This is a genomic window from Companilactobacillus heilongjiangensis, from assembly GCF_000831645.3.
Classification (GTDB): Bacteria; Bacillota; Bacilli; order Lactobacillales; family Lactobacillaceae; genus Companilactobacillus; species Companilactobacillus heilongjiangensis.
The window spans coordinates 236,494-260,861 of the sequence record NZ_CP012559.1; the positions used below are offsets into that span (position 1 = coordinate 236,494).

Annotated in this window: 23 protein-coding genes and 1 pseudogene; 20 read left to right on the forward strand and 4 right to left on the reverse strand. The window is 37.4% G+C overall.

The window, feature by feature from the left end:
* Positions 1–419 precede the first annotated feature (419 nt).
* Together JP39_RS00990 and JP39_RS00995 are read left to right on the forward strand one after the other, a co-directional pair.
* The gene (locus tag JP39_RS00990; protein ID WP_041501647.1) at positions 420–800 is read left to right on the forward strand and encodes a YueI family protein; all 381 of its coding nucleotides are present in this window, start codon (positions 420–422) and stop codon (positions 798–800) included.
* 14 nt (positions 801–814) lie between these two features.
* Positions 815–1,795: a ribose-phosphate diphosphokinase gene (locus JP39_RS00995; RefSeq protein WP_041501648.1), complete on the forward strand. Its 981-nt coding sequence runs from the start codon at positions 815–817 to the stop codon at positions 1,793–1,795.
* 343 nt (positions 1,796–2,138) lie between these two features.
* Here JP39_RS00995 and JP39_RS01000 read toward each other — a convergent pair whose 3' ends face one another.
* Positions 2,139–2,513, reverse strand: a complete 375-nt coding sequence (locus JP39_RS01000; RefSeq protein WP_041501649.1) for a hypothetical protein — start codon at positions 2,511–2,513, stop codon at positions 2,139–2,141.
* 279 nt (positions 2,514–2,792) lie between these two features.
* On the opposite strand from JP39_RS01000, the pseudogene JP39_RS01005 reads away from it, so the two are divergent.
* The 5 genes and pseudogenes from JP39_RS01005 to JP39_RS12520 all read left to right on the forward strand — a co-directional run bounded on the left by JP39_RS01005 (position 2,793) and on the right by JP39_RS12520 (position 7,247).
* Positions 2,793–4,235: pseudogene (locus tag JP39_RS01005) on the forward strand (glycoside hydrolase family 1 protein).
* A gap of 82 nt (positions 4,236–4,317) precedes the next feature.
* Complete coding sequence (locus JP39_RS01010; protein ID WP_041501650.1) at positions 4,318–4,512, forward strand: hypothetical protein; 195 nt, start codon at positions 4,318–4,320, stop codon at positions 4,510–4,512.
* Between the two features lie 151 nt (positions 4,513–4,663).
* A complete protein-coding gene (locus JP39_RS01015; protein ID WP_041501651.1) occupies positions 4,664–6,820 on the forward strand; it encodes an SLAP domain-containing protein in 2,157 nt (718 codons plus the stop codon).
* Between the two features lie 95 nt (positions 6,821–6,915).
* Entirely contained in the window at positions 6,916–7,080 is a 165-nt protein-coding gene (locus JP39_RS12515; protein WP_157492445.1) for a hypothetical protein, read from the forward strand.
* 11 nt (positions 7,081–7,091) lie between these two features.
* The gene (locus JP39_RS12520; protein WP_157492446.1) at positions 7,092–7,247 is read left to right on the forward strand and encodes a hypothetical protein; all 156 of its coding nucleotides are present in this window, start codon (positions 7,092–7,094) and stop codon (positions 7,245–7,247) included.
* Between the two features lie 268 nt (positions 7,248–7,515).
* On the opposite strand, the gene JP39_RS01020 is transcribed toward JP39_RS12520, so the two are convergent.
* Positions 7,516–9,849 (reverse strand): HAD-IC family P-type ATPase, encoded by a 2,334-nt coding sequence (locus tag JP39_RS01020; protein WP_041501652.1) that lies wholly within the window; start codon positions 9,847–9,849, stop codon positions 7,516–7,518.
* A gap of 320 nt (positions 9,850–10,169) precedes the next feature.
* Between JP39_RS01020 and JP39_RS01025 the strand changes: the two genes are divergently transcribed.
* The 6 genes from JP39_RS01025 (at position 10,170) to JP39_RS01050 (ending at position 17,208) form a co-directional block, all read left to right on the forward strand.
* Complete coding sequence (locus tag JP39_RS01025; RefSeq protein WP_041501653.1) at positions 10,170–10,832, forward strand: HAD hydrolase-like protein; 663 nt, start codon at positions 10,170–10,172, stop codon at positions 10,830–10,832.
* Positions 10,833–10,838: 6 nt separating this feature from the next.
* A complete protein-coding gene (locus JP39_RS01030; RefSeq protein ID WP_041501654.1) occupies positions 10,839–11,654 on the forward strand; it encodes a hypothetical protein in 816 nt (271 codons plus the stop codon).
* A 592-nt stretch (positions 11,655–12,246) separates the two neighbouring features.
* On the forward strand, positions 12,247–12,594 hold the full coding sequence (locus tag JP39_RS01035; protein WP_041501655.1) for an iron-sulfur cluster biosynthesis family protein: 348 nt from the start codon (positions 12,247–12,249) through the stop codon (positions 12,592–12,594).
* A gap of 127 nt (positions 12,595–12,721) precedes the next feature.
* The gene (locus tag JP39_RS01040; protein WP_041501656.1) at positions 12,722–14,392 is read left to right on the forward strand and encodes a glycosyltransferase family protein; all 1,671 of its coding nucleotides are present in this window, start codon (positions 12,722–12,724) and stop codon (positions 14,390–14,392) included.
* Between the two features lie 49 nt (positions 14,393–14,441).
* Positions 14,442–16,151 carry a glycosyltransferase family protein gene (locus tag JP39_RS01045; protein WP_041501657.1) on the forward strand — a complete coding sequence of 570 codons (1,710 nt, stop codon included), beginning with the start codon at positions 14,442–14,444 and terminating at the stop codon, positions 16,149–16,151.
* A 301-nt stretch (positions 16,152–16,452) separates the two neighbouring features.
* Positions 16,453–17,208, forward strand: a complete 756-nt coding sequence (locus JP39_RS01050; protein ID WP_041501658.1) for a class I SAM-dependent methyltransferase — start codon at positions 16,453–16,455, stop codon at positions 17,206–17,208.
* Between the two features lie 212 nt (positions 17,209–17,420).
* Here the strand turns inward: JP39_RS01050 and JP39_RS01055 are convergent, their stop codons facing one another.
* On the reverse strand, positions 17,421–18,809 hold the full coding sequence (locus JP39_RS01055; protein ID WP_048699201.1) for a hemolysin family protein: 1,389 nt from the start codon (positions 18,807–18,809) through the stop codon (positions 17,421–17,423).
* A gap of 224 nt (positions 18,810–19,033) precedes the next feature.
* Here JP39_RS01055 and JP39_RS01060 point away from each other — a divergent pair, with 224 nt between their 5' ends.
* The 7 genes from JP39_RS01060 (at position 19,034) to JP39_RS01090 (ending at position 23,435) form a co-directional block, all read left to right on the forward strand.
* Complete coding sequence (locus tag JP39_RS01060) at positions 19,034–19,597, forward strand: MerR family transcriptional regulator (RefSeq protein ID WP_053085061.1); 564 nt, start codon at positions 19,034–19,036, stop codon at positions 19,595–19,597.
* 123 nt (positions 19,598–19,720) lie between these two features.
* Positions 19,721–20,623, forward strand: coding sequence for a phosphogluconate dehydrogenase (NAD(+)-dependent, decarboxylating) (gene gnd, locus JP39_RS01065; protein WP_041501545.1), 903 nt, complete (start codon positions 19,721–19,723; stop codon positions 20,621–20,623).
* Positions 20,624–20,682: 59 nt separating this feature from the next.
* The gene (locus JP39_RS01070; RefSeq protein WP_041501546.1) at positions 20,683–21,102 is read left to right on the forward strand and encodes a fluoride efflux transporter FluC; all 420 of its coding nucleotides are present in this window, start codon (positions 20,683–20,685) and stop codon (positions 21,100–21,102) included.
* Positions 21,099–21,443: a fluoride efflux transporter FluC gene (locus tag JP39_RS01075; RefSeq protein WP_245626342.1), complete on the forward strand. Its 345-nt coding sequence runs from the start codon at positions 21,099–21,101 to the stop codon at positions 21,441–21,443. The genes JP39_RS01070 and JP39_RS01075 overlap by 4 nt, the downstream gene beginning before the upstream one ends.
* An 18-nt stretch (positions 21,444–21,461) precedes the next feature.
* Entirely contained in the window at positions 21,462–21,878 is a 417-nt protein-coding gene (locus JP39_RS01080; protein ID WP_245626343.1) for a DUF805 domain-containing protein, read from the forward strand.
* Between the two features lie 150 nt (positions 21,879–22,028).
* A complete protein-coding gene (locus JP39_RS01085) occupies positions 22,029–22,595 on the forward strand; it encodes an SOS response-associated peptidase (RefSeq protein WP_041501548.1) in 567 nt (188 codons plus the stop codon).
* 6 nt (positions 22,596–22,601) lie between these two features.
* The gene (locus tag JP39_RS01090) at positions 22,602–23,435 is read left to right on the forward strand and encodes a methyltransferase domain-containing protein (protein ID WP_041501549.1); all 834 of its coding nucleotides are present in this window, start codon (positions 22,602–22,604) and stop codon (positions 23,433–23,435) included.
* A gap of 129 nt (positions 23,436–23,564) precedes the next feature.
* Here the strand turns inward: JP39_RS01090 and JP39_RS01095 are convergent, their stop codons facing one another.
* Positions 23,565–24,119, reverse strand: a complete 555-nt coding sequence (locus JP39_RS01095; RefSeq protein WP_041501550.1) for a TetR/AcrR family transcriptional regulator — start codon at positions 24,117–24,119, stop codon at positions 23,565–23,567.
* Positions 24,120–24,368 lie beyond the last annotated feature (249 nt).

The following is a 24,368-nucleotide window of genomic DNA, read 5'->3' on the forward strand; positions in this document are numbered from 1 at the left end:
AAAGTTGACCATCTCCAGTGCTGAGAATATTCTCAGCACTTCCGATTAATTTCAATTTATTAAGTATGATATAAAGAATTTACTTTTGTTTCTTAGAGAGTTATTGTATTTCCTTCAATAAGATTGGAAGTATATTTCAATGGGAGTAATATCAAAATCTTTTGAACTAAAAGATAACTAGCCTTCGGGTGTGAGAAATCTGCCAGCAGTGAAGATGTTATAAGGACGTGAGTCCTTATAACATGGACGACTTTTGAGACGCGGTTTTCGGCTCAAAAGCGAAGCCCGAGACCGTACTTTGGCTCGAGCCGGTCCCACAGCAGGCAGAATTTCTCACACCCGAAGGCGGCAGCAAAAACAGTAGTTTTCTTTTAATACAACAACATTTTAGATATACTATGGCATATGGAGGGCAAAATATGACTAACGTTGAAGATTACATCAAAGATAATATTTTTGGGAAACCGCAATTAAAGCCTGATGAGAAGAACAAATTCTTAGGTAACTTTGCCGAACGTGTTGCAATCGCTTTAACGGTTGCACAGCTTAAAAACGAGGAAAATCAAGCGACAGTTGAAAGCGTTATGAAAAAATATCCGGGGTATCATCTTTACCTAAATGGAAAAATAGATTCATATATACTGGATAATTACCTCCGTTTGAGTGTAAAATTAAAGTATAAGTTTACAATAGTTTCACAATCGGGAATGCGTAATCGAGACCGTCAATTGACTGATAATGACATGGGATTGGTTATTGCTAACGAGGGTAAACCTGTTGATAGACCAGTGCTTATATAATTTTGGAGGACAATATGTCTAATAATTCATTAGATAAAATTGCTTTACTTTCTTTAAATGGTAATAAACCATTAGCTAAGAGAATTTCTGATTACATGGGAGTTCCATTGTTGGATGCTTCCGTTTCACACTTTAGTGATGGTGAAATTAACATTCAAATCAATGAAAGTATTCGTGGAAGAGACGTTTACATTATCCATTCAGTTTCAGATCCCGTAAATGATAACTTTATGGAATTGATGATTGCTGTTGATGCATTGAGACGTGCTAGTGCCGCAACAATCACTTGTGTCTTGCCATATTTTGCATATACTCGTTCAGATAGAAAGTCTCGTTCAAGAGAACCTATCTCGGCTAAGTTATTTGCTAATATGTTGGAATTAGGTAGCGTTGATCGTGTTATGGCACTTGATATGCATGCTGACCAAATTCAAGGATTCTTTGATATCCCGGTTGATCACTTGCGTGCAATGCCAATCTTTGCCAGCTATTTCGAAAAGAAAATCAAGAACCCAGACGATTTCGTCTTTGTAGCTCCTGATCACAATTCAACAAAACGTGCTCGTTCATTGGCTGAAGTCTTTGGCTCACAAATTGCGATTGTTGATCAAAGATCGACAGAAGATGAAGAAGTTGTTCCTGATATTATCGGTGATGTTGAAGGTAAACAATGTGTTATCGTTGATGACTTGATTGATACCGGAACAAGAATGGTTAATAGTGCTAAAGCTGTTGAAGCTGCCGGTGCCAAAACTATTTCTGCTGCAGCAACACACCCAATCTTTTCTAAAGATGCTGCCAAGAGACTAGAAAACTCTATTTTGATGGAAGTTCTAGTTTCTGACTCAATCGTTGTTCCAGATGAATGCCGCTTTGACAAACTCAAGATTTTGTCAGTGACAGATCTAGTCGGCGATGCCATTCGTATGACAGAAATGAATGAATCAATCGATTCATTGTTTGAAGTACGTGATAGCTTTACAGAAATCAAATAGTTATAAAAAAATCTCAACCATTAATTTGGTTGAGATTTTTTTATGCCGTTTCCAGAGCTGAGAGTATTCAATGTGTTTTCTAAAATAGAATTTAGTCTCGTTGCTTAAGAAATTAGAAATATAAACTAATTAGCATGTATACGAAAACCTAGTCTCCGATTGTCAGTAATGCAGACAGCTGTGAGAGTGGTGTTAGAGCTTTAGCTCTTACTCCACTGACGTATTTTGAAATTTGCGGTCTTTGCAAAGTTCAAAATCGAGGTGCGAGACCGTACTTTGGCTCGCACCGGTCACATAGCAGACTGCATTACTGACAATCGGAGGCGGCAAATAAAAAAGGAGCTTATCCTTCAGTGGATAAAGCTCCTTTTGCATCTCTAATGACATAATCCTTGGTTAACTTGGAAGAAATCCGATTTTTTAATTCGTCATTCTCAAATATAATTTCGTTATAATCAGATTTCGTTAAAAGTTTTGCAACCTGCATGGTGAAATATCTTAATTTCAGAATATCTTGTTTTTTCGACTTCTTCAAAAATTTATTTATAAACTTATTTATCATTACATCTCCAAATTGAATAACCTTGGGGATTTCAATTGAAACAGTATTGGCAGTGTACCAAATTTTTTGTTTCCCAGGTGTAAAAATAACTTCTGTGTCATTAACATAGGGAATCTTTTTGATATCAATCGCAACGGCGACAACTCTTCTCGACATTTTTAAGACTCCTTTCATTTAGCTTTAAGTTCATCATATCACAAGTATTTTCATTTATTTTAATGAAAGCGTGACTAATTTGTGAAGTTAAACGAATTGAATTAGCCAGACGATTTGTCGGGTACGTATTCTAAAAAATTGAGGGATTGGCATACAAATATTTATCAACTCTGTAGACGGGATATTGTTAGTCAAAGTTTTCCATAAAATTCAATGTTTATTTTAAAGTATAGAAAGCGTTACCATAGATATATAGTTTAAAAAGAAGGAGTAATTCATATGAGTGTATTTCCAAAGAACTTTTTATGGGGTGGTGCCACTGCCGCCAATCAATATGAGGGTGCCTGGGATGTTGACGGTAAGGGTGTCAGCACAGCCGACCTTTTGTTAGGTTGAACTTACGAAAAACCTCGTACTTTTACTAAAGAGGTTCAAAAAGGTGCTTATTATCCATCTCATCAAGGTAGTGATTTCTACCACCACTATAAAGAGGATATTAAATTATTAGCTGGTATGGGATATAAAACTTATCGTATGTCAGTTGCTTGGACAAGAATTTTCCCTAATGGCGACGATGCGACACCAAACCAAAAGGGATTAGATTTTTATCGGAATGTTTTTGAAGAATGCCACAAATACGGGATCGAACCTTTGGTAACTATTTCTCACTACGAAATGCCTTACCATTTGACTGAAGCATATGGTGGTTGGGGGAGCCGCAAGGTTATCGACTTCTATGTTAAATATGCAAAAACTTTGTTCAAAGAATACAAGGGTCTCGTTAAATATTGGTTAACTTTCAACGAAATCAATATCGGAATGTTATTCGGTGGCTATATGTCACTTGGTTTGCCTGTTAAAGACGGTTCAGCACCTTTCAATACTGAAATGACTGATGCGGATATTCAAAATAACTTGCAAGGTTTGCATCATCAATTTGTTGCCAGTGCTCTGGCTGTTAAAATTGGTCACAAGATTAGTTCTGACAATATGATTGGTTGCATGATTGCTGGTAATGTCAACTATCCATTAACATCTAATCCAGACGATATTTTGAAAGCTTAGCTAGCTAACGAGATTAACAATTATTACTGTGGCGATGTTCAAGTTTGTGGTGCTTATCCACACTTTGCCCAACGTTTCTGGGATGAACACAATGTTAAATTGAATATCACAGCTGAAGATGCGGAAGTTTTAAAGGAAGGTACTGTTGACTACTATAGTTTCAGTTACTATTCATCAAACACCTTGACTACCGATAAGAGTAAAGGCGAGGCTGCCGGAAACTTTTCAACTGGTGTGAAGAATCCTTACTTGAAGTACAGCGAATGGGGCTGGAGTATGGATCCTAAAGGCTTACGTTGGTATCTAAACGACGTTTATGGCCGTTATGGAATTCCAATTATGGTTGTTGAAAATGGACTAGGGGCTCGAGATACAGTTGAAAAAGATGGATCAATCAATGATGACTATCGAATCGATTATCTCAGAGGTCACATTGAACAAATGAAGGAAGCTATCAAAGATGGCGTTGATTTAATCGGTTATACACCTTGGGGCTGTATTGATTTGGTTTCAGCAGGTACTGGTCAAATGGCTAAGCGTTATGGCTTCGTTTATGTTGACCGTGACGACGATGAAAAGGGCGACTTTAGCCGTAAGCCAAAGAAGAGTTATTACTGGTATAAGAAAGTTATCGAATCGAATGGTGACGAATTATAAAATTTTTGAGCCTCTTGATTGCGTGATGGGAAAAAAGCTTTCATAATGGTAGTACAATCTCAAAGCAAAGAGGTAATTATTTATGAAAGACAAAGTACCGAGGGTCACGCTGAGAGTATCGATAATTGTACTGGTATTAATTGCGATAGGACTCTTTTTTATTAATCAACCAAACGCGATGTTGGCATTATTTGCGGTGATTGTTTTGTCGGCTGTGTATTTATGTGGCATGGAAAAAGATCACGATAAGTTCATGCGGCACCGTCGTAAAGAGTAATTCCTAAATTACGTAATAAAATTTAAGATTTATTTAAGAAAATTGAAAGCGGAAGACATTTTTGACAAAAAATGCCTTCTTTTTTTATACATTACTGATATGCTATAGATGTGTAGATATATATTAATTTTGATCAGGGAGATATGTGTTTATGAAAAAATATACGAAGATGGTTTTAGCTGGTGTTCTGCTATCCAGTGCCGTTTTAGGGGCAAATACTTCAGTCGTTAAGGCTGCAAGTAATAATCCGTTAAATGTTGATACAAGTGCAATTGCTAATAATGTTATTCAAGTTATTAATGAATTATTGAATTCAAAAACAACAGCAAATAAGGTAAATCCTCAGACTAATTTTTCCGATTTGGAAGATGGCAGTAAATTAACTGCTACACCAATTTTTGGTAAGAAGTCCGCAAGTGAATTCTCAAGTACTCTCCAAAGTGAATTGAACATCGTAGATGATAAAGGGCAATTAGTTCCCATGACTGTTACTGAGAGTAATAATCATGGTTTTGCTACCGATGTTAGTTACACTCTAAATGGAACGACTAAGAAAGCAACAGTCAGTTATAATTTGACGAAACCAACAGTTTCCTTTAGTAAGGGAACAACAATGAACTTTAAGTCTACTGATGAAGCTAAGGCTAATTTAAGTAATCTAGTTACTGCTAAAACAACAAATGGTGATGATGCTAAGGGAAATGTTAATAAGCCTAAGTTGAGCCCAGTTCCTGCTTCAGTTACTGCTAGTGGTGCGGTTGAATTTACACCTAGTGATATTTATGGAGACGGTATTCCAGCTACCGGAACAGTAAATATTTATGATAAGGTTCCAAATGTAAGTGATCGTACTGTTGCAACTCCAGAAAACGCTAATGATCCATATGTATTTTTTGTTGGTAATCAGAGATTCTTGGCTAAACCAGTACAGGAAAGTACTTCAAATATTTCAGCTGAGAATCCGACAGGTACAGTTACATATAATGTCACTCCAATTGATGCATCCGGTAATCCTATAAAGGATTCAGTAGATGGTACTGAGATATCTTATGAGACAACTTCTACTGGAAAAGTAATTGTCAAACCTGATGCTGACAATCCAGTTGGATATACCCTTGTCTTTAATGATTATAAAACTGGTAATCCCATTTATACGGTAGATGAGTCTGGTAAGAGTACTGACACCATTGATAAAAATAGTAGCGTTGTTACTTCAGCTCTGGGGAGTGATTATAAATTAAAAGGTAGTCAAAAAGAGTATGATTTGGCAACTGCTAAAGATATTGCGTTCACAGTTACCAAGCAGGCAAATACGACAGTAAATTATTACGATATAAATTCAGGTGAACAATTAAAATCAACTGAATCCTTATCAGGAGATAATGGCTCTATAACTGCTCTAGCACAAATCCCATCAGGTTATCAATTGGTTAATGCGGGCGACTTAATACAAACATTAGATGCTGACAAATCAACTGAGAATATTTATGTTAAGAAAACTCAAAACACAGTAGGCAATCTTTCATATACAGTTACATATAAAGATAAAACTACTAAAAAAGTAGTTGGCACCCCCGTTAAGAGTGAAGGAGCTTTAGGTGATTACATCGGCTTAACTGCACCAGATGGTTATGCCTTTGCTTCCGTTCTTGATAATGGGTTCTTACTACTCAAGAACAACCAAAACGTAACTAAATATGTTGTTGCCGCTGACACACCATATAGTATTTCCTATGTCGACCAAGATACTGGTAAAGAAGTTGGTACTGAAGCTGGCAAGGGTGCTGATGGTTCTAAGATTGTTCTAAAGGCCCCAACAGACTATGCATTTGTTAACGCCGATGATGTCAACTACACAATTGATAAGGACACACCAACATCAACTGTTTACGTTCAAAAATCTGATCAAACTGAAGATAACATCGTTTCGGGTTATCCAAAGAATGGCTACATCAAGATTTATGACGAAAAAGGTAAGTTGAACAATGATGTTGTTCTTTCGGAAGGTTCAAGTTGGATCATTGACAAGTCATTGACTATTAATGGTGCAGAATACTATCGTGTTGCTACTAACGAATATGTAAAGGCTAGTGACGTTTATAAGTACACACCTCTACAAACTGTTGCTACAACAAATGGTAAGAATTTGACGCCAGTTTATAACAGTCGTGGTCAAGTAATTATCGACCGTGCGCTTGATACAAATACTCCTTGGTACACAGACCGTTCTGCAACTATCAGGGGTCAAAAGATGTATCGTGTCGCTACTGATGAATGGATTAAAGCTTCTGATTCAACATTAAGATAATTATCAGAAAATACACTAATTTAAATATTGGTGTATTTTTTTGTCTGCGCTTTCACAAAAGAGTACACTTGGTATTAAAGTAAGGGGTTGATTGGATGCGTCAGATGATTGAAATGTTAGTTGTTGTGTTGGTAGCCGGACTTGTTGTTGCCATTGTTTCGACTTTACGGATGAATGGAATTTTACAGAGTATTATCTATGCCGTTTTAGTTGGGTTAGTCATCTATGCAATCGCCTTGATTATGAGAATCCACAAATAGGGGGAAAAACCATGGACAGAATGACACAAGGAATGGTTTTAGGTTTCGTAGCTTTTGTCGTTATCTTTGGCTTGAGCATGTTACATGTTAGTCAAACGGTAATCGGTGGGGCTTTGTTGGTTATTTTGATTATTAGTACTATTATTTTGAGAAGAATGAAATCATAAAAAAGTGGGCAAAATATGCTCAAATTTTTAGAGTTACGTAAATAGGAGCTGTAATCCGATTTTGGATTTGCAGCTCCTATTTTTGGTTTGGTTAGATTTATTTTTTGTCTTTTTAAATACTGTTTATATAGGCGGTGGCTCTAAAACGAGCTACACAAGGGCAACTCCTTCCGCTTTTCATGTTTTTGTAAATCGCCCGCAAGGTGCGCGTGCAATTCACAAAAACACGAAAATGCTCGGGAGCTGACCGCCCTTGTTCCGCTCTCTCTTACTTCCAATTTATCCTAGAGAACACTCTTCTCCCCAATACTTCCCTCATAAACATAAATAATGGCCATGAGACTAGCAGTAACGCTATGTAAATATAAGTGTACTGCCAGCTTAAAATGCTCTGTAAGCCGAAAGCATTGCCACTAAAGATGAATGTTACTACGAATAACACAAATGATATTCCTATCATGATTTTCTTTCGCAAATATAAAGGATTACTGATGGATATTAATGCACAGTAACCGATTAGTCCGATGGTGAAGACGGCTAGGGTTGAGGTTGTTTCGTAACTGAAGTTTAAATGGTTGCCTAAAATTGAAATGGTCATGATTAACAGTATATTGCAGATGGCTGCAGGCAACGCGATTTCCATAACATTTCGCATAAATCTTCCGGCTGGTGGGGTGTAATTTGGCTCCAATGCCAGGATGAATGTTGGAATACCAACTGTTAAAGCATTGATTGGTGTTAATTGTGAAGGTTGGAATGGGTAGCCGGTTCCTAGAATGATAAAGATAATCGAGAGAACGACTGAATAAATTGTCTTGATCAAGAATAAGGATGCCACACGTTCAACGTTATTGATAACTCGACGTCCTTCGTTGAGCATAAAAATCATTGAATCAAAATTACGATTTAATAGTACGAAATCAGCTGAAGCCTCGGCAGCATCACTTTCTCCGGCAATGGCAACACTACAATCTGATTGACGCATTGCCAGAACATCGTTGACACCATCACCAGTCATACCAACGGTTAGACCGTTATCTTGCATGGCCTTGATGAGTTCAGCTTTTTGACTAGGACGGACACGACCAAAAATTTTATATTTCTTAACTAGGTTGTGATAGTCATCGTCTTCAGTAACAGTACTCATGTCGATGTAGTTTTTACCAGAATCAATTCCAGCTTGTGCAGCAACGTTAGCAACTGTGACAGGATTATCACCAGAAATAATTCGTAAATCGATACCTTGATTGTGTAAATAATTGAAGGTATCGGGAGCTTGTTTTCTCACTTCATCGGAAATTAATAGTAGTCCTAACAGTGTTTGTTCGGGCGCTTCTTTTAAAATGGCGATGACACGAAATCCATGTTCGGCTGCTTTTTCAACTGTTTTGGTGACCTCTGGAGTAGGGTTTTTAATAATAAATTCAGGAGCACCCATGATATAACGGGTATTGTCATTAGTTACGAATCCGGAATATTTAGTTTCAGATGAGAAAGGAATAACTTCTTTGACTTCTTGTTGTAGTGGCGTTGCCTTTAAAGCCTCAACTGCCATAGCTGTGGCGTTGGTTTCTTGAGTAGCATCGACAATCTTTTGGGCGATTGCATGAACTTGTTGTTCGCTAACGCCAAAAGTCTCAGTTTTCTTAACGGTCAATTTACCAGTTGTGATAGTCCCAGTTTTATCCAAACAGAGGACGTCGACACGAGCCAATGTTTCAATAGCACTGAGGGAACGAACGAGAATTTGACGTTTGGTTAAATTATAGGCACCAGTCGCTAGGGCAACGGATGTTAATAGAACTAATCCTTCAGGAATCATTCCGATAACTGACGCTGAAGTACCTAGAATGGCTTTGGCAAAGTCACCACTTTTTAGGAATGAACGGAAGAATAACATTAACCCGACAGGAATAATCGTATATGTTAGAATTTTAATGATATTATTGATAATTTTCATCAAGACACTGACGGAACGTTTCTCTTTACCAACGGCTGCGGAAATTGAAGAAACAAAACTTTCGGTCCCGACTTGAGTTAATTGAACTTTAGCCTGACCAGCAATTGCAAAGCTACCAGAGAAGACTTCATCGTCAGTTTTCTTACTAATTGTGTCAGCTTCACCTGTAATACTTGATTCATTGGTCTGTAATCCGTTAGAATAACGAACAATTCCATCGGCTGGAATCGTATCGCCACGTTTAATAGAAACAATGTCATCTTCAACGAGGTCAGCAATATCAATTTCCTGATCAGTGCCATCTCGAGTGACTGTGAAAGTAGCTGAATTGACCAAACTGATTTTATCAATCGTCACTTTGGCACGAATTTCTTGATAACTTCCGATAATGATATTAGCCACAACGGGTCCTAAGAAGAATAAATTCCGATAGGAGCCAGTTAAGAAAATTAGGATAGCAATGACTAAATTTAGAAAGTTAAATAATGTGAATAAGTTATCGGCCAGAATTTTAGGAATGGGTCGTGATAGCTTTTTAATCTGGACATTTGTAAGTCCTGCTTTGACTTTAGCATCAACCTGAGCAGCAGTTAAACCCGTTTTGAGGTCGGTGTATTCATTAGGCTTTTTTATTTTTACCATACTCTACCTATGCCTGTTAGTTATTTTCTATGGAATGCTATATACTCTTTACATAAACGTATTTTGTGGTGGTCTTGATTAATAAAAAGAACTAGTCGGAAGAGCTGAGAAGTATTCACCAGCAGTGGAAGTGGCGTTATGGCTTTAGCCATTACACCACCGACGTATTTTGAAATTTGCGGTTTTTGCAAAGCTCAAAATCGAGGTTCGAGACCGCACTCTGGCTCGAACCGGTCGCACAGCAGGTGAAATACTTCTCAGCTCTGGAGACGGCAAATACGTTATATAACTTAAATTTAACATAAAAGGATGAATTTAATTTGAACAATTTATTTTTTGATTTGGATGGGACAATTATTAATTCTGAAATTGGAATTATGAAAAGTTTGAAGTACATGTATAAGAAGACTTTAGGCTATGTGCCACATGATGATGCAACGTTACATACTTTTATCGGTCCAACTATTGGCGCTTCAATTGAGAAATATGATCACGTCGCGCCAGATGATCCGTTTATTACTCAAAGTATAAATGCCTTCCGTGAGTATTATCAAGTTGAAGGCTGGGAAGAATATACAGTTTTTGACGGTATCTATGATATGATGGAATCCTTGAAACATGCTGATAAAGAGATTTTTATCGCAACTTCGAAACCAGAGATTTTTGCGAAAAAAATTATCGATCAATTAAATATGAAAGATTATGTTAGACACGTTTTTGGCGCCGCTGAAGATGAATCGATTCGTTCGTTAAAAGAGGACGTAATTTCTTACGGAATTGAAAAAACTTCAGTTGAATTAGATACAAAGAATCTTGTTATGGTTGGGGATCGTAGCAGTGATATTGTGGGGGCACATAAGAATAATCTCAAAGCTATCGGGGTGACATATGGCTTTGGTGATTACGACGAATTAAAAGCCGCTAACTCTGAATGGATCGTAAATAGTCCACAGGAGATTGCTAAACTAGCTATGGAGAATTAGAAAATTATGAGCAAGTCATTGTCATATAACAGACACGGATTCACATTAGTTTTATTATCAATTTGTTTGATGGTAATCGTATTTTTAGGCATCACTCTTTCAACCGTTTTGAACAGTAACTATGTCAAAAAAGTGGTCAGCAGTGAAACTAATGTTACGTTGATTAGAAATTATACCAATCAAAGACTGGGACGTTTGGTAAATAGTTACTCTGCGTCATCCAATCTTTCAGCGGTTACTCTGACTAATAATGATGTTAAGAAAATTATTAATACATCTGTGGATGAAGTATACAGTGATGACTCAAAATTAACTGTTGGGACTGCTATTTTAGCAACAATCAGTTCTAAATTAAAAAAAGAAGCTAGGCAAAATGGCCTAAATATTGACAGTGAAATTGATACGGTCATTCATAGCAATGAGGGCATTATGAACCAAATTGTCGACAATGATTTAGGTCAAATCGAGCAAGTGATCGAGCAGATTCAAACCATTAAACGTTTGATAAAAATGGTTATGATTATTGCGGCAGTCATATTTGTGCTGTTGGCTATTCGTTTACGGATAAAAGTTGGCTCAGGTATGTTATTTTTCCATCACTTGGGAACTGTCGGTATTTGTACGTCAATTCTGTTATTAATATTGCTGGGATGTACCTATTATCCGCTTCAGGATTTAATTGTAAGCAACATCGATTACAATATCCGTGATGTCTTATATAATGTGTTAAATGGTATTTTGCTTAGTTATATCTCAATCATTTTCATGGTCTTTATTGTTAGTTTGTTGGATTGGGGTAGTACTACCAAGTATAAGTATTAATATGCCGCCGCCTCCGGTCGACAGTGATATTAGTTCTGCTATGGGGACCGGTCCGAGCCAAAATACGGTCTCGAACCTCGACTTGAGGCCTTGCAAAAACCGCAAGTCTCCAAGCTCGTCCCGTGGTGTAATGGCTAAAGCCATAACGCCACCTCCATTGCAGACTAATATCACTGTCGACCTCCGGCTAGTTTATTTTTTGAGTTTCTGTACTAAGACTAAATAACGCATAGTGCTAGTTTATTGCAGATGTCCGCATAGATTGTATTTCAGCATATAAAATTGGTTGAACATAAAAGTAATTGAATACTTCTTATGTTCAATTAATATAGATTAATTAGTCGGAAGAGCTGGGAAATATTTGTGTGCCGTGGTAGTGGTATAAGTACGGGAGGCATCTCCCGTACTTATACCACCGGGCGTGTTTGGAGCCTTGACGAACTGTGTCAAGGCTTCAAACCGAGGTTCGAGACCGCTCTTTGGCTCGGACCGTTCCGCACAGCTTGAGAATATTTCCCAGCTCTGGAGACGGGATATTTAATTAGCACTACAAGCTAAATACCAACTATATAAAAGTCGAAGTAAATTATTTATGAAAATTGAAGTTACTGAACAAGCACAAGCTAAATTGGAAAAATATGTTGAAGCTGATAAAAAGATTCTTTTGGATCTTGATGATGGTTTTGGCCGATATTCCGATGAGGGTACTTGTGCTTTGTTAACTAAGTTTCGGATTCTTGTGCTCGATGAGGGTGCTGATTTGAGTGATTATTCGGTTCATTTGGAAAGTCCAATTGGTACTATTTATTTTAAGGATAGCGCTAAAGCCTTTTTGGATGATGGGATGTCGTTGAAGGTTGATCCTAAAACACAATTATTGGTCTTCTCTAACACAAAGGAAATTATCGATAAGAGTGTTAATATAATTGATGCTAAATAGTTAATCTTGAATGTATGCCAGCTGTGGTTTTGAGGAATAAGCTGGTATGTTTTGTAAATGTAAAATATTGAGGGAGCTTGGAGACGTTTGTCTTCGGGCTCCCTTTTTCCGTCAAGGTAGGGAAATTATGAAAAAATTATTTTCTCAACATAAATTATTGTTTACTTTATTGTTATTTGCCTTTGTCAGTGTTGCCTCAATTTACCTGACTGATTTGAACGGTCATATCTGGGCTTTTTTGGGAATGAACGATGATGGTCGGTTTCACGTCATGCGGATTGAAGGATTATATCAATCATTGAAACGTGGTGTTTATTTCCCAAGTGTGAATATGTCATTTATGGATGGATTTGGATATATTGCCAATATTTTTTATTCTGATTTGTGGCTCTATCCAGCGGCATTCTTGAGATTATTAGGATTTACGACTGTTCAGGCTTTTGTCAGTTTTTACGTTATTTTAAATTTTTGCACACTAGTAATTTCGTTTTGGTCATTTTATCAAGTTAGTCGTAAGTACGATAAAAGTTTAGTTTTCAGTCTGCTTTATACTGTCTCGTTTTATCGTATTTTTGATATGGTAAGGCGGTTTGATATTGGTGAAGCATTGACGTTGGCGTTTTTACCTTTGGTCGTATTGGGAGTTTATGAAATTTTCTACGGCGATTGGCATCGCTGGCTGTATTTGACGTTTGGGATGGTTGCGGTGATTTATTCACATGCGTTGTCGCCGGTTTTGATTGTCATTTTTATTTGTTTGGTAATTATTTTTAGAGTTAAAAAATTGATTCAAGAACCTGGAAGAATCTTGTCGCTATTAAAAGCGGCTTTTTGGTCAGTGATGTTGACGTTAGCGTACTTTTTGCCGATGGTCGAACAATTACGGCGGACTCAATTTAAGTTGACTCATGCACCGTTAATTTACGTATCACAGAGTGGAATGACGTTATATGATTTGATTCATGGTAGCGTGACGGATGATTTATTCAATCAAAATATTGGCTTGTTGATGTTAATTATTGCCGTTTTGATTCCGGTGACTATTTGGTTCGTGAAAAATCCAGCGCTACGTGATTTTGCCATTATCGGTGAAATTCTGTTGTTTATGACGACTAAATTTTTTCCATGGCAATATTTTGACCACACGCCACTTAACATGATTCAGTTTCCTTGGCGCTTTGATTTGTTGGTGACCATTTTATTCACAATTTTTCTGGCCAGTGATCCGTTGAATTGGTTCGGTTCCTGGTGGAAAAAAGGGCTGTTGGTCAGTTTGTCTTTGGGATTGATTGTTGGAGCGGAACAGAAAATGATTATTGATTATCCCCAAGAATATAGTTCGTATCAGTCATTCAATAAGTTGGACAGCTACAGTATTGGTAGTGGTGAGGAATACTTGCCGATGAATGCTGATTTGAGTGTATTAATGTCAACACCACATATGCCAAAATTGGAGAGTGGTACGGCCGTTATAACGGACTTTTCTCAACAAGGTTCGCATCTTAGTTTTAATTTCCAAAATGCCAACAATGGAGAAATTGATGTTCCGGTGATTGGTTACTATGGTTATTCAGCCAAGGATTCGACTGGGGAAGTTTCTAAATTTAAGATGGATCTCAATAATAATGGCTTGGGACAAGTGATTGTCAATGGAACTGGGACTGTGAGAATTAATTATTATGAGACCGCCATTCAAAGATATAGTCGGTTAATTTCAATTTTTAGTTTATTGATTCTGATAGTTGCAATTATTTTTCAGAAAAGAATGCGAAATAGAGTATCTTTATTTGAGAAGTAGTTAGTATAATAAGGTTTATTGCATGTTACAAAGGAAGGTATCAATATTTATGCAATTAACTTTTTTGAAAAATCAGAAAACAAAGAAAATTGCTGCAGTTATCTTTACCATTGCACTATTTGCCCTCGTTAGTTTTTTAGCAATTTATCAAACGGAGGTTTCTCACGGTAAAATCTGGGCTTTTCTAGGAAGCAGCGACAATCGTTTCCACATGATGAGAATTGAAGGATTGTACCATTCGATACAACGGCACCAATTTTTTCCGTTTATTAATATGTCATTTATGAACGGATTTGGCTATATCGTTAATATTTTCTACTCAGATTTCTTGCTCTATCCAGCAGCATTCTTACGTCTGTTAGGGCTCTCCAGTGCTCAGACAGTTGTATATTACTTCTGGTTCTTGAACTTCTTAACTTTTGGCGTATCATTTCTTTGCTTTTACAAAGTCATGCCTAAATACCTCAATAGTTTAGTTTTCAGTTTTGTTTACACCTTATCGACATATCGCTTGCATGACATGCTTTTTCGCCAAGATATTGGTGAGGTGGGAGCGTTTATTTTTCTACCAATTGCGGTGTTAGGAATTTATGAAATTTTCTACGGTGAGCGCAAACACTGGTTATATCTAGTTTTTGGTATGACGGGGATTATATATTCTCACGCTATCTCGCCAATTTTAGTTGCTGTCTTGATTATTTTGATAGCAATCGCACAAATTCCAGAGTTGAAAGCTAATCCGAAACGTTTGGTGTCACTATTGTGGGCAACGTTATGTTCAGGACTTTTGAGCTTAGCCTATTTTGTCCCAATGATGGAGCAGATGCGTCATACTAAATTTATTTTGACTCAGACCAAGAGCCTTTTGCCAAATGGGGCGACTGACTTTGCCGATATGGTAACGTTTAGTTTGAATAACGGAATCGGTCAGCCAAGTATTGGTTTGGTGATGATTGTAGCAGCGTTTATTCTGCTAGTTTTGATTACTAAAATTAAGAATCCGATTCTGAAACAATTTTCTGTCATCGGAATTTTGATGTTATTGTGTACGACGAAAGTTATGCCTTGGGTGATTTTCAACCACACGCCGTTCAAGATGATTCAATATCCTTGGCGTTTTGATATGATTGCCACAATTCTGTTAGCCATCGTTATAGCGGCTGATCCATTAGGATTTCTTTCAAGTAAATATGCCAAAATTGGCTTGATGAGTTTAGTTTTCCTATTTGCCATTTCAAGCAGCTATCGTTTGGTCAACGGTTCGCAGATACAACTGAACGACTATGCCACTTATAATCAGCAGGAGCCCTTCAGTATTGGTGCTGGACAAGAATATTTGCCGGTTGATACAAGTGTCAGTGAACTGCAACGAACGGCTCATAAGCCTGAAATTCAGAGCGGTAAGGTTAAGATTAACAACTTCAAGCAGTACGGTACTAGACTGAGTTTTGACTTTGAAGATGCCAAAAACGCGAAAGTTGATTTGCCAATTATTGCTTATTATGGATTCCAGTCAACCCAATCCAAAGGAAAAGTTTCTAAGTTGACAATGGATAAAGATAACAACAATTTAGCGCAAGTTACGATCAATGGTGACGGTAAAGTAACGGTCGATTATTTTGAAACGATGTTACAAAAAGTCAGCCGTCGCATCTCGTTCTTGACGTTATTAGTTATTATCGCAATTAGTTTCATTCATAAATTGAATCTCGTTGATTTTAATAAAATTGAAGGTTTAAGAAGTAATAAAACTCGTTAGAAATAGGCTGAATTCTCATTTGAGAGTTCAGCCTATTTTTTACGGATACTAATCATAAAAAAATTGGTTGGAAGAGCTGAGAGTATTCATCCGCAGCGAAGGTGGTGTAATGGCTTTAGCCATTACACCACCGGACGTGTTGGAGACTTGCCGGTTTTGCAAGGCTTCAACCGAGGACCGAGACCGTCCTTTGGCTCGGTCCGTCCGCGCAGCAGATGAATACTCTCAGCTCTGGAAACGCCAAAGACCCATTAATTGGAGTATAATTGTTGGAAATTTTGTATCGAAAAGAGGATTAATAATGAAAGACTATACAGATTACAACGCTAAGATTGTCGATAGTTGGGTCGAAGAAGGCTGGGAATGGGGTAAGCCAGTTAGTCATGAGGAATATGTGGCTGCTACTAAAGGTGACTTTAAACTGGTTTTAACTCCTAATATTGCTATACCTGATGATTGGTATCCTAATCCTATTAAGGGCAAAAAGATTCTGGGATTAGCTTCTGGTGGTGGGCAACAAATGCCTATTCTGACCGCTTTAGGTGGAATTTGTACTGTCTTTGATTACTCTCAAAAGCAGTTGGATGCTGAAAAGTTGGTTGCTGAAAGGGAAGGCTACGATATTGATATTGTCCGTGGTGATATGACTAAGCCATTACCTTTTGTGGATAATGGTTTCGATATGATTATTCAACCTGTTGCCAACTGTTATATTGAAGATGTTCAGCCGGTTTGGAACGAATGCTATCGTATTTTAAAGCCGGGTGGTCGGATGATTACTGGTTTGGATAATGGTATTAATTATATTTTTGACAAAGCTGAAACTAAGCTCTTTCAAAAATTGCCTTATAATCCTTTGAAGGATCCTTCGGTTAACAAGGAATTTCCAATTGAAGAAGAGGGCGTTCAGTTCTCACATACTTTGAATGAACAGTTGCGTGGTCAGATTAAGGCTGGTTTCCAGATTGTTGATTTGTATGAGGATACTAATAGCGAGGGTAGACTGCATGATTTTAATGTCCCTACGTTCTGGGCTAGTTATGTTGTTAAGAGATAAAAAATAGAGCCAGTAATCAGATTATGGAAAATTTGATTACTGGCTCTTTTGTTTGTGTTTTTTTATATAGGCAGTGGCTCTAAAACGAGTTCCGCAGGCCAATCCCTTCCGCTTTGCCTAACTTCACAAATCATCCGCAAAAAGCGCGGATAATTCGTGAAGTCATGCAAATGCTCGGGGATTCCCAGGCCTGCTCCACTCTCTGCTTTGCTCTATTCCTTTAAATCATCAACATCCGTCAATGAAGCTAAATTATCTTGTTTCGTAACGGCTTTTTTATCAACTGAAACTTTAAACCAGTTAACAAACCCGTGATCGAATTCGGCTACTACAAATCTGAAGTTGCCCATTGTGATTTCGGAATCTTTGTGTAGGTCAGGGTACTTCTCAATCAAATAGCCACCAACGGTGATAATATCTGATTTTTGGAATTCCTTGACGTCGGTTCTGAAGTATCGCTCAAAGTCGTATAACGTCGTTTTACCTGAAACGTTATATGAACCGTCATCGTTTTTAACGATATATTCATCGGAAACATCATCGATTTCATCTTTAACAGTTCCGAATAATTCTTCGTAAATATCTTTATCTGTAACGATACCACTGGTACCACCGTATTCATCAACGACTACAACGATAGGTGTTTGTTTCTTAATCATCTTATCCAAAATATCTTGGATAGGCATTGTTTCAGGAACGGTATTGACTGATCTTAAAATTCGGCTGATGCCAACGTCGCCGTCTACTTGATTCTGACGAACGATATCGTAAGCATAAACATAACCTAAAACTTTATCTTTATCATTATCTGCAACAACTGGGAATCTTGAAAAGCCTTGTTGTAAGTAATCTTTAATGACATCTTTGACTTTGTCAGTGATATCAACAACGTAAAGACTTGTCCGGTCGACCATGATATCCTTAGCAACCTTATCGTTTAACTCGAATGCACGTTGCATGAAGATAACATCGTCAGGTTCCATATCGCCACCTTTAATTGACGATTTGGAAAGTCTGAGAATTTCTGACTGTGAAAAGACTTCATTTTCTGAGTCGGCTGGTTTCATACCTAGCAAACGAACGATACCGGATGCTGAAACGTTTAACAACCAAACGAACGGATAAACAGCTAAATGGAAGAAACGTAATGGTGTAACGACTAACATCAATGTTGTCATTGGCATGTCAATCGCGATATTCTTAGGTACGATTTCCGTTAAAACAACTTCTAAGTAAGTTAGAAGAAGAACACCAATAATGGAACTCAGTGCGTGTAGACCGCCACTACTACTGGCTGAGAGGTGAACGAGACCGAAAACTTCTACTAAAAGATATTCGATTGTACCTTCACCAATCCAACCTAAGATGATACCAGCGATACTAGTACCGACCTGTGTTGTAGACAAGTATTCGTTCAAGTTATTAACCATCATGAGTGCTCGTTGTAATTTCTTTTTGTTACCTGTACCTTTTTGAATTGCATCTTCCAATTGACTGGACCTAGTTTGCACGAGGGCAAATTCAGCAGCCACGAAGAAGAAGGCAAAGATAAAGGTTATCAAAATGATGATAAAATTAGTTGTAATTGTAGAACTAGACAATATATGATTTCCCCTTCTATTCTTGTAAGACGAATTATACACCAAAGAAAAACCGACTGCGTCGGCTGAGAGTAAATATTTTATTTTTACATCTTTAGTATATCCAATTTTATGGTTAAAATGTAGTTATGACGATTTTAATTTGGAACGCTACAATTTTGTAGTTGAACTTACCAATCATTATTTTTATAATGAAGAGAATGAACAACCTTGGGGGAATCCTTTTGAGTAAAGTAAAAACGAACAATTTATTAACTCCTGCACAAGCTGCTAAGGACTTAGGAATCAGCGTTGCAACGCTACGTAAATACTCTTTGATAGTAGAGAGAACAACCGAGAATAGCCAATATTTTGAGCGTAACACTCAAAACAATCGCCTATATACTCAAAAAAATATCGAAGACTTCAAAGAAATGGTTAAGTTGAGTCATGGTCCAAAGATGACTCTAGAAACTGCTGCCGTGCAAATTTATCCCGCTGCCGATGTTAAAACTGACACCGATACAACGAAACAAAGCGATGAAGTTGCTGAATTGCAGACAACAGTCGCTAAATTGGAATCTGAGAATAAGAAACGCGAATTGACGATCAAAGATCTTCAGCAAGAGTTAGCTGATGCTCAAAAAGCAAAGGAACAACTCCAAGCTGAGTTGGATACTTTGAAACAACAAGCTGCTGAAAAAGCTGAAAAGAATGACGTCAAAGTTGATGAAAACATCAAAGAACGTGTAAATGAAAAAGTTAATGACGACAAAAAAGGTCACTGGTGGAACAGATTTAAAGGCTAGTCAGCCAATTAATCCTATGATATCAACCTCTTACGTAATCGGGTCGTACCAAAATGTTAGTTTTGGCGCGGCTTTTTTATGTATAATTAGAACTTGTGATAGGACAAATTAGGAGGATTAATTTTGAAATTAGCAATGATTGGGCTCGGTAAGATGGGAATCAATTTAACCGAGAATTTGATTCGTAACGGTAATGAAGTGGTTGCTTTTGATTTAAGCGATGGCGCTAGAAATGATGCTTCAACACTTGGGGCACAGGTTAAAGAGAGCTTACAAGAAGCTGTTGAGACTTTGAGTGCACCACGAATTGTTTGGGTAATGTTGCCTGCTGGGGATCCAACTAATCAAACAATTGATACCTTGAGTGAAATTCTTGATGAAAATGACATCGTAATTGACGGTGGAAATTCATTTTACAAAGATTCATTGCAACACAACAAAATTTTGACTGCCAAAAATATTAAGTTCTTCGATGTTGGTACATCAGGCGGTATGAGCGGTGCTAATCGTGATGGTAACTTCATGATTGGTGGAGATGATGAAAAAACTTTTGAATATATTGAACCTATTTTCAAAGGTATTGCACAAACTGATGGTTACTTATATACCGGAAAAGCTGGTAGCGGTCACTACTTGAAGATGGTTCATAACGGTATCGAATACGGAATGATGCAAGCAATTGCTGAAGGATTCGACGTTTTGGAACACAGCCAATTCGATTATGATAACGAAGCTGTTGCGAAGGTTTGGGAACATGGTTCCGTTATTCGTGGATGGTTGATGGAGTTAACACAATCAGCATTTTCAAAAGATCCTAAATTAGATGAAATTAAAGGCGTTATGCATTCATCAGGTGAAGGTAAGTGGACTTTGGACGAAGCCTTGAAACTTCAAGTTCCAACACCCGTTATTGCTGCCTCATTGATGATGCGTTATCGTTCGCTAGAAGACGATACATTCACTGGTAAAGTTGTTGCAGCCTTACGAAATGAATTCGGTGGACACGCTGTTGATAGTAAAAAATAATTTGTAAAAAAACTTGTCGATGACAAGTTTTTTTGTTTTTAGAGGAGAATTATTGAATTATGAAAAAAAGAGGCGAAATATTCGTATTTTTGTTTATTGGTGCTTTTATCGGGAGCGACTTACGTTATTTGGAAAGTTTAAATTTTAAAACTAGTCATGGATTTCCTTTAGGAACGCTGATTGCTAACTTGAGTGGGGCCTTATTTTTGCCATTTTTGATTCATTATTTACAAGATCGATTTAACTTGTCATCCAAAATGATTTTGACGTTGAGTACTGGAATGTTGGGTTCATATACAACTTTTTCCACGTTCACGGCAGATGCATATCGGTTATATATCAACGGTCAGTGGTGGTCGTTGTTGATTTATATGACTATAACGATGTTTGGCGGCTTTTTTGTCGCATTACTCGGTAATTATTGGGCAGCATCCAGTGCATTCAATGATTATTTTAAAGAAAAGGGGTCGCACAAATGATGAATTTTCTAATTGTTGGTTGTGGCGCCGCAGTGGGGGCATTCTTACGCAACGAGTTGACGCTGATACAATCTAAAATTAAAATTGATTTCCCCGTCATAACGCTGTTGATAAATATCACTGGTGCGATTGCTCTGGGTATTTTCACTGCACAAATTCAGAATGGTGCGATATTATTATTGCTAGGCACTGGATTCTGTGGAGGATTTACCACGTACGGAACATTCAATATGGAATTGAGTCAACTATGGTTTCAACGCCAAGGTTGGCGCTGTTTCTGGTATTTTACTTTGACGTACATATTCGGAATTTTGGGATTCGTCGTTGGTATCCACATTTAGGAGAAATTTAAAATGCAAATGAGAGAATCAGTATGGAATGAAAGTTTTCGCCCAGGAATAATTTCTTCAACAAGGTTGTATTTCCAAGATTTATTCGTTGGTGCAAAACGTATGAGCCGCAAAGATTTTTGGTGGGGATTCTTAGGAATGACCATCGTTGCGGGCGTTATAGTTAGTTTGTTAGCGTGGATAATTACCAAGATGCCGGTCGATGATTTCTACTGGAGTTCAATCGTAGGCGTGGCTTTGGCAATTACGGCAGGTTACTATTGGATCTCAGTTTTCACAGCCACAATCAGACGTTTACATGACCGAAAATTGCATGGTTGGTGGGTATTGATTGGATTGGTACCGTTCGTTGGTGAGATTGGTCTGATAGTCTTACTTTGCTTGCCACAACATGATTTTGGAAATAGATGGCCTAAGCAAATATAATTTTTTTCGTTTAAAACAAATAGAGACCGTAATCCAAAATCGGATTACGGTCTCTATTCGCATTAATGCTCAAAATTTGGTCATGTTTTGTCGCACTCTTATTTGTTTTAAGCAGATAAATTATGTAATAATTTTAATGAGGTGAAGGCTATGTGCGGACGTTATATGTTTCAACCAGATAAGAATCCTGAGATTAAACGAATTTATCAATTGGCTGTTGATGCTGGTTATAGTCCTAAAACTGGTGAAGTGTTTCCGACTGATGAAACGGCGCTGATTGTAGCAGGAGAGCGACAAGTTAAAGTAGTTGCGATGAAGTGGGGCTTTCCTGGCTTTAAAGCTGGTCAATCGATTATCAATGCTCGTTCAGAAACGGTTCAACAAAAATCCATGTTTGCGGACTCTTTTTTGAAACGCCGTTGCGTCTATCCAACGACTGGGTTCTTTGAGTGGAGTAAAGCTAAACAGAAATATAAATTCAATTTTAGTAACGATCCGCAAACTTTATTCATCGCAGGTTGTTATAATTATTTTGATGATGTGGCACAGAGCATTTTATTTACCACCCAGCCCAATGAGTCGATGATTGAAATTCACGACCGTATGCCTTTAATATTGGCTAAAAATCAAATTAATGCTTGGATATATAACGATGACTTTGCAAAGAATTTTTTGAATAGTGCAATGCCACAGTTGATATCGCAAGCAGAAGAATAGGTGCACATGAATAGTAAAATTCAAAAGTTTAGTAATAGTAACAAGTATTTTCAATGCCCAATTTGTGGAGAAAGACTAGTTCTCGTGGGCAATAGCTTGGTTTGTGAGCAAAATCATAATTTTGATATTTCCAAAAAGGGCTTTGTCGATTTTGTTTTGAATAATAAGCAACAGAAAAATTATGATTTGGCTTCTTTTGAGAATCGTCATCTGATTTTGGAACACGGTATGTACGACCATATTGCTGAAAAGATGCTGGCTTTGATTGAAAAGTTAAATCTGAAGAGTATTTTAGATGTCGGTTGTGGCGAAGGTTACTACTCAAAAAAAATCGCTGAATTAGCTGACCGTAAAGTGTTAGCTTTCGATATTTCAAAGGATTCAATTCAGCTAGCTGCCAAAGGCCCCAACACTCCAGTTGAGTGGTTCATTGGCGATTTAGCTCACTTGCCAATTCAAAAACAGAGTATTGACGGGATCATCGATATTTTTTCACCAGCCAACTATCAAGAATTCAATCGAATTTTGCAACCAGGTGGTTATGTCTTAAAAGTTATTCCCAATGAATTTCATGTGCAGGAATTGCGTGAACAAGCTAAAAACCAGTTGCAACAAGAAAAATATTCCAATAAGAAAGTTTTGGATTACTTTGGGGAACATTACGATTTGGTTGATCAAATCGATGCAACCAAGACGTATGATGTTTCTGATGAAGAGCGGACAGCATTTATCAATATGACGCCGTTATTATTCAGTGTTGATAACAGTTTGATCGATTGGAATAAAGTTAAGCAAATCACTGTTGGTTCAACAATCTTAGTAGGTAAGATTAAAGCATAACGGTGTTATGAAAGAGTTATGGGATTCGTTAAATTTGTGTCAATAACCCAAACAGGGACCGTAATCAAAATCGGATTACGGTCCCTGTTTAGCGTGCATTTGGAAGTTGATTGTTTTTGTCCAACTCGTTTATTTTGCGTATTTTGTTAGAGCTTTCTGAAAATCCCCTTGAACTAAAACGGCCAGTTCATTAACAATATCTTGCGGATCTTCTTTCATATCGTTGTTAACCCACTCAAAAATAAGCGAGATAAAAGCTAGAGTATAAAAGTGGGCAATGAAATTTTTATGCTTTTGGTCAACATTCATACCAATAGCCTGTTTTTCCACAATTTCGATGATGTATTTGTAGATAACCTCATAGATATACTTGTGCATAACGTCGCGATAAACTGAAAGATAAACGTTCTTTGCTAAACGATGGTTATCTTTGATCAGAACCATGACCTGATAAAAGCCTTCTTGCCAATTATCGTAGTCGGATTTGTTATCCAGAGCTTCCTTGGCAACTAGACTGGCCGAGTATTCGACTAAGTCATAAATGTCTGAAAAATGATTATAAAAAGTTTGTCGAGTTAAATTACATTCACTAACAACGTCTTTAATTGTAATTTTATCAATAGGTTTGTGATGTAGAGCGGCACAAAGAGAAGCACGTAAGACGTTTTTAGTATCAGATGACATTGAATTTAATTCCCCCCAAGTAGTTAAGTGCCTTTTATTATATATTTTTTTCATGAAAACGTCATTGGAAAAAAATGTTTAAAGACAAAAACGAACACATGTTTTACAATGATATTTAGTTGTTTGGGTTTGCCGCCACGGGTTGCGAGGAATGGAGCCTGCTGTGGGATCGGCTCGAGCCAAAGAGCGGTCTCGACCCTCGATTTTGAGCTTTGCAAAACCAGCAAGTCTCAAAATACGTCCTGTGCT

Excerpts from the sequence above, each read along its gene's own strand:
- JP39_RS00995 (WP_041501648.1), top strand. The coding sequence starts at position 815 with ATGTCTAATAATTCATTAGATAAAATTGCTTTACTTTCTTTAAATGGT.
- JP39_RS01040 (WP_041501656.1), top strand. The coding sequence starts at position 12,722 with ATGAAAAAATTATTTTCTCAACATAAATTATTGTTTACTTTATTGTTA.
- JP39_RS12515 (WP_157492445.1), top strand. The coding sequence starts at position 6,916 with ATGCGTCAGATGATTGAAATGTTAGTTGTTGTGTTGGTAGCCGGACTT.
- JP39_RS01085 (WP_041501548.1), top strand. The coding sequence starts at position 22,029 with ATGTGCGGACGTTATATGTTTCAACCAGATAAGAATCCTGAGATTAAA.
- JP39_RS01035 (WP_041501655.1), top strand. The coding sequence starts at position 12,247 with ATGAAAATTGAAGTTACTGAACAAGCACAAGCTAAATTGGAAAAATAT.
- JP39_RS01070 (WP_041501546.1), top strand. The coding sequence starts at position 20,683 with ATGAAAAAAAGAGGCGAAATATTCGTATTTTTGTTTATTGGTGCTTTT.
- JP39_RS01000 (WP_041501649.1), bottom strand. The coding sequence starts at position 2,513 with ATGTCGAGAAGAGTTGTCGCCGTTGCGATTGATATCAAAAAGATTCCC.
- JP39_RS01080 (WP_245626343.1), top strand. The coding sequence starts at position 21,462 with ATGAGAGAATCAGTATGGAATGAAAGTTTTCGCCCAGGAATAATTTCT.
- JP39_RS01090 (WP_041501549.1), top strand. The coding sequence starts at position 22,602 with ATGAATAGTAAAATTCAAAAGTTTAGTAATAGTAACAAGTATTTTCAA.
- JP39_RS00990 (WP_041501647.1), top strand. The coding sequence starts at position 420 with ATGACTAACGTTGAAGATTACATCAAAGATAATATTTTTGGGAAACCG.
- JP39_RS01020 (WP_041501652.1), bottom strand. The coding sequence starts at position 9,849 with ATGGTAAAAATAAAAAAGCCTAATGAATACACCGACCTCAAAACGGGT.
- JP39_RS01045 (WP_041501657.1), top strand. The coding sequence starts at position 14,442 with ATGCAATTAACTTTTTTGAAAAATCAGAAAACAAAGAAAATTGCTGCA.
- JP39_RS01050 (WP_041501658.1), top strand. The coding sequence starts at position 16,453 with ATGAAAGACTATACAGATTACAACGCTAAGATTGTCGATAGTTGGGTC.
- JP39_RS01010 (WP_041501650.1), top strand. The coding sequence starts at position 4,318 with ATGAAAGACAAAGTACCGAGGGTCACGCTGAGAGTATCGATAATTGTA.
- JP39_RS01030 (WP_041501654.1), top strand. The coding sequence starts at position 10,839 with ATGAGCAAGTCATTGTCATATAACAGACACGGATTCACATTAGTTTTA.
- JP39_RS12520 (WP_157492446.1), top strand. The coding sequence starts at position 7,092 with ATGGACAGAATGACACAAGGAATGGTTTTAGGTTTCGTAGCTTTTGTC.
- JP39_RS01015 (WP_041501651.1), top strand. The coding sequence starts at position 4,664 with ATGAAAAAATATACGAAGATGGTTTTAGCTGGTGTTCTGCTATCCAGT.
- JP39_RS01075 (WP_245626342.1), top strand. The coding sequence starts at position 21,099 with ATGATGAATTTTCTAATTGTTGGTTGTGGCGCCGCAGTGGGGGCATTC.
- JP39_RS01095 (WP_041501550.1), bottom strand. The coding sequence starts at position 24,119 with ATGTCATCTGATACTAAAAACGTCTTACGTGCTTCTCTTTGTGCCGCT.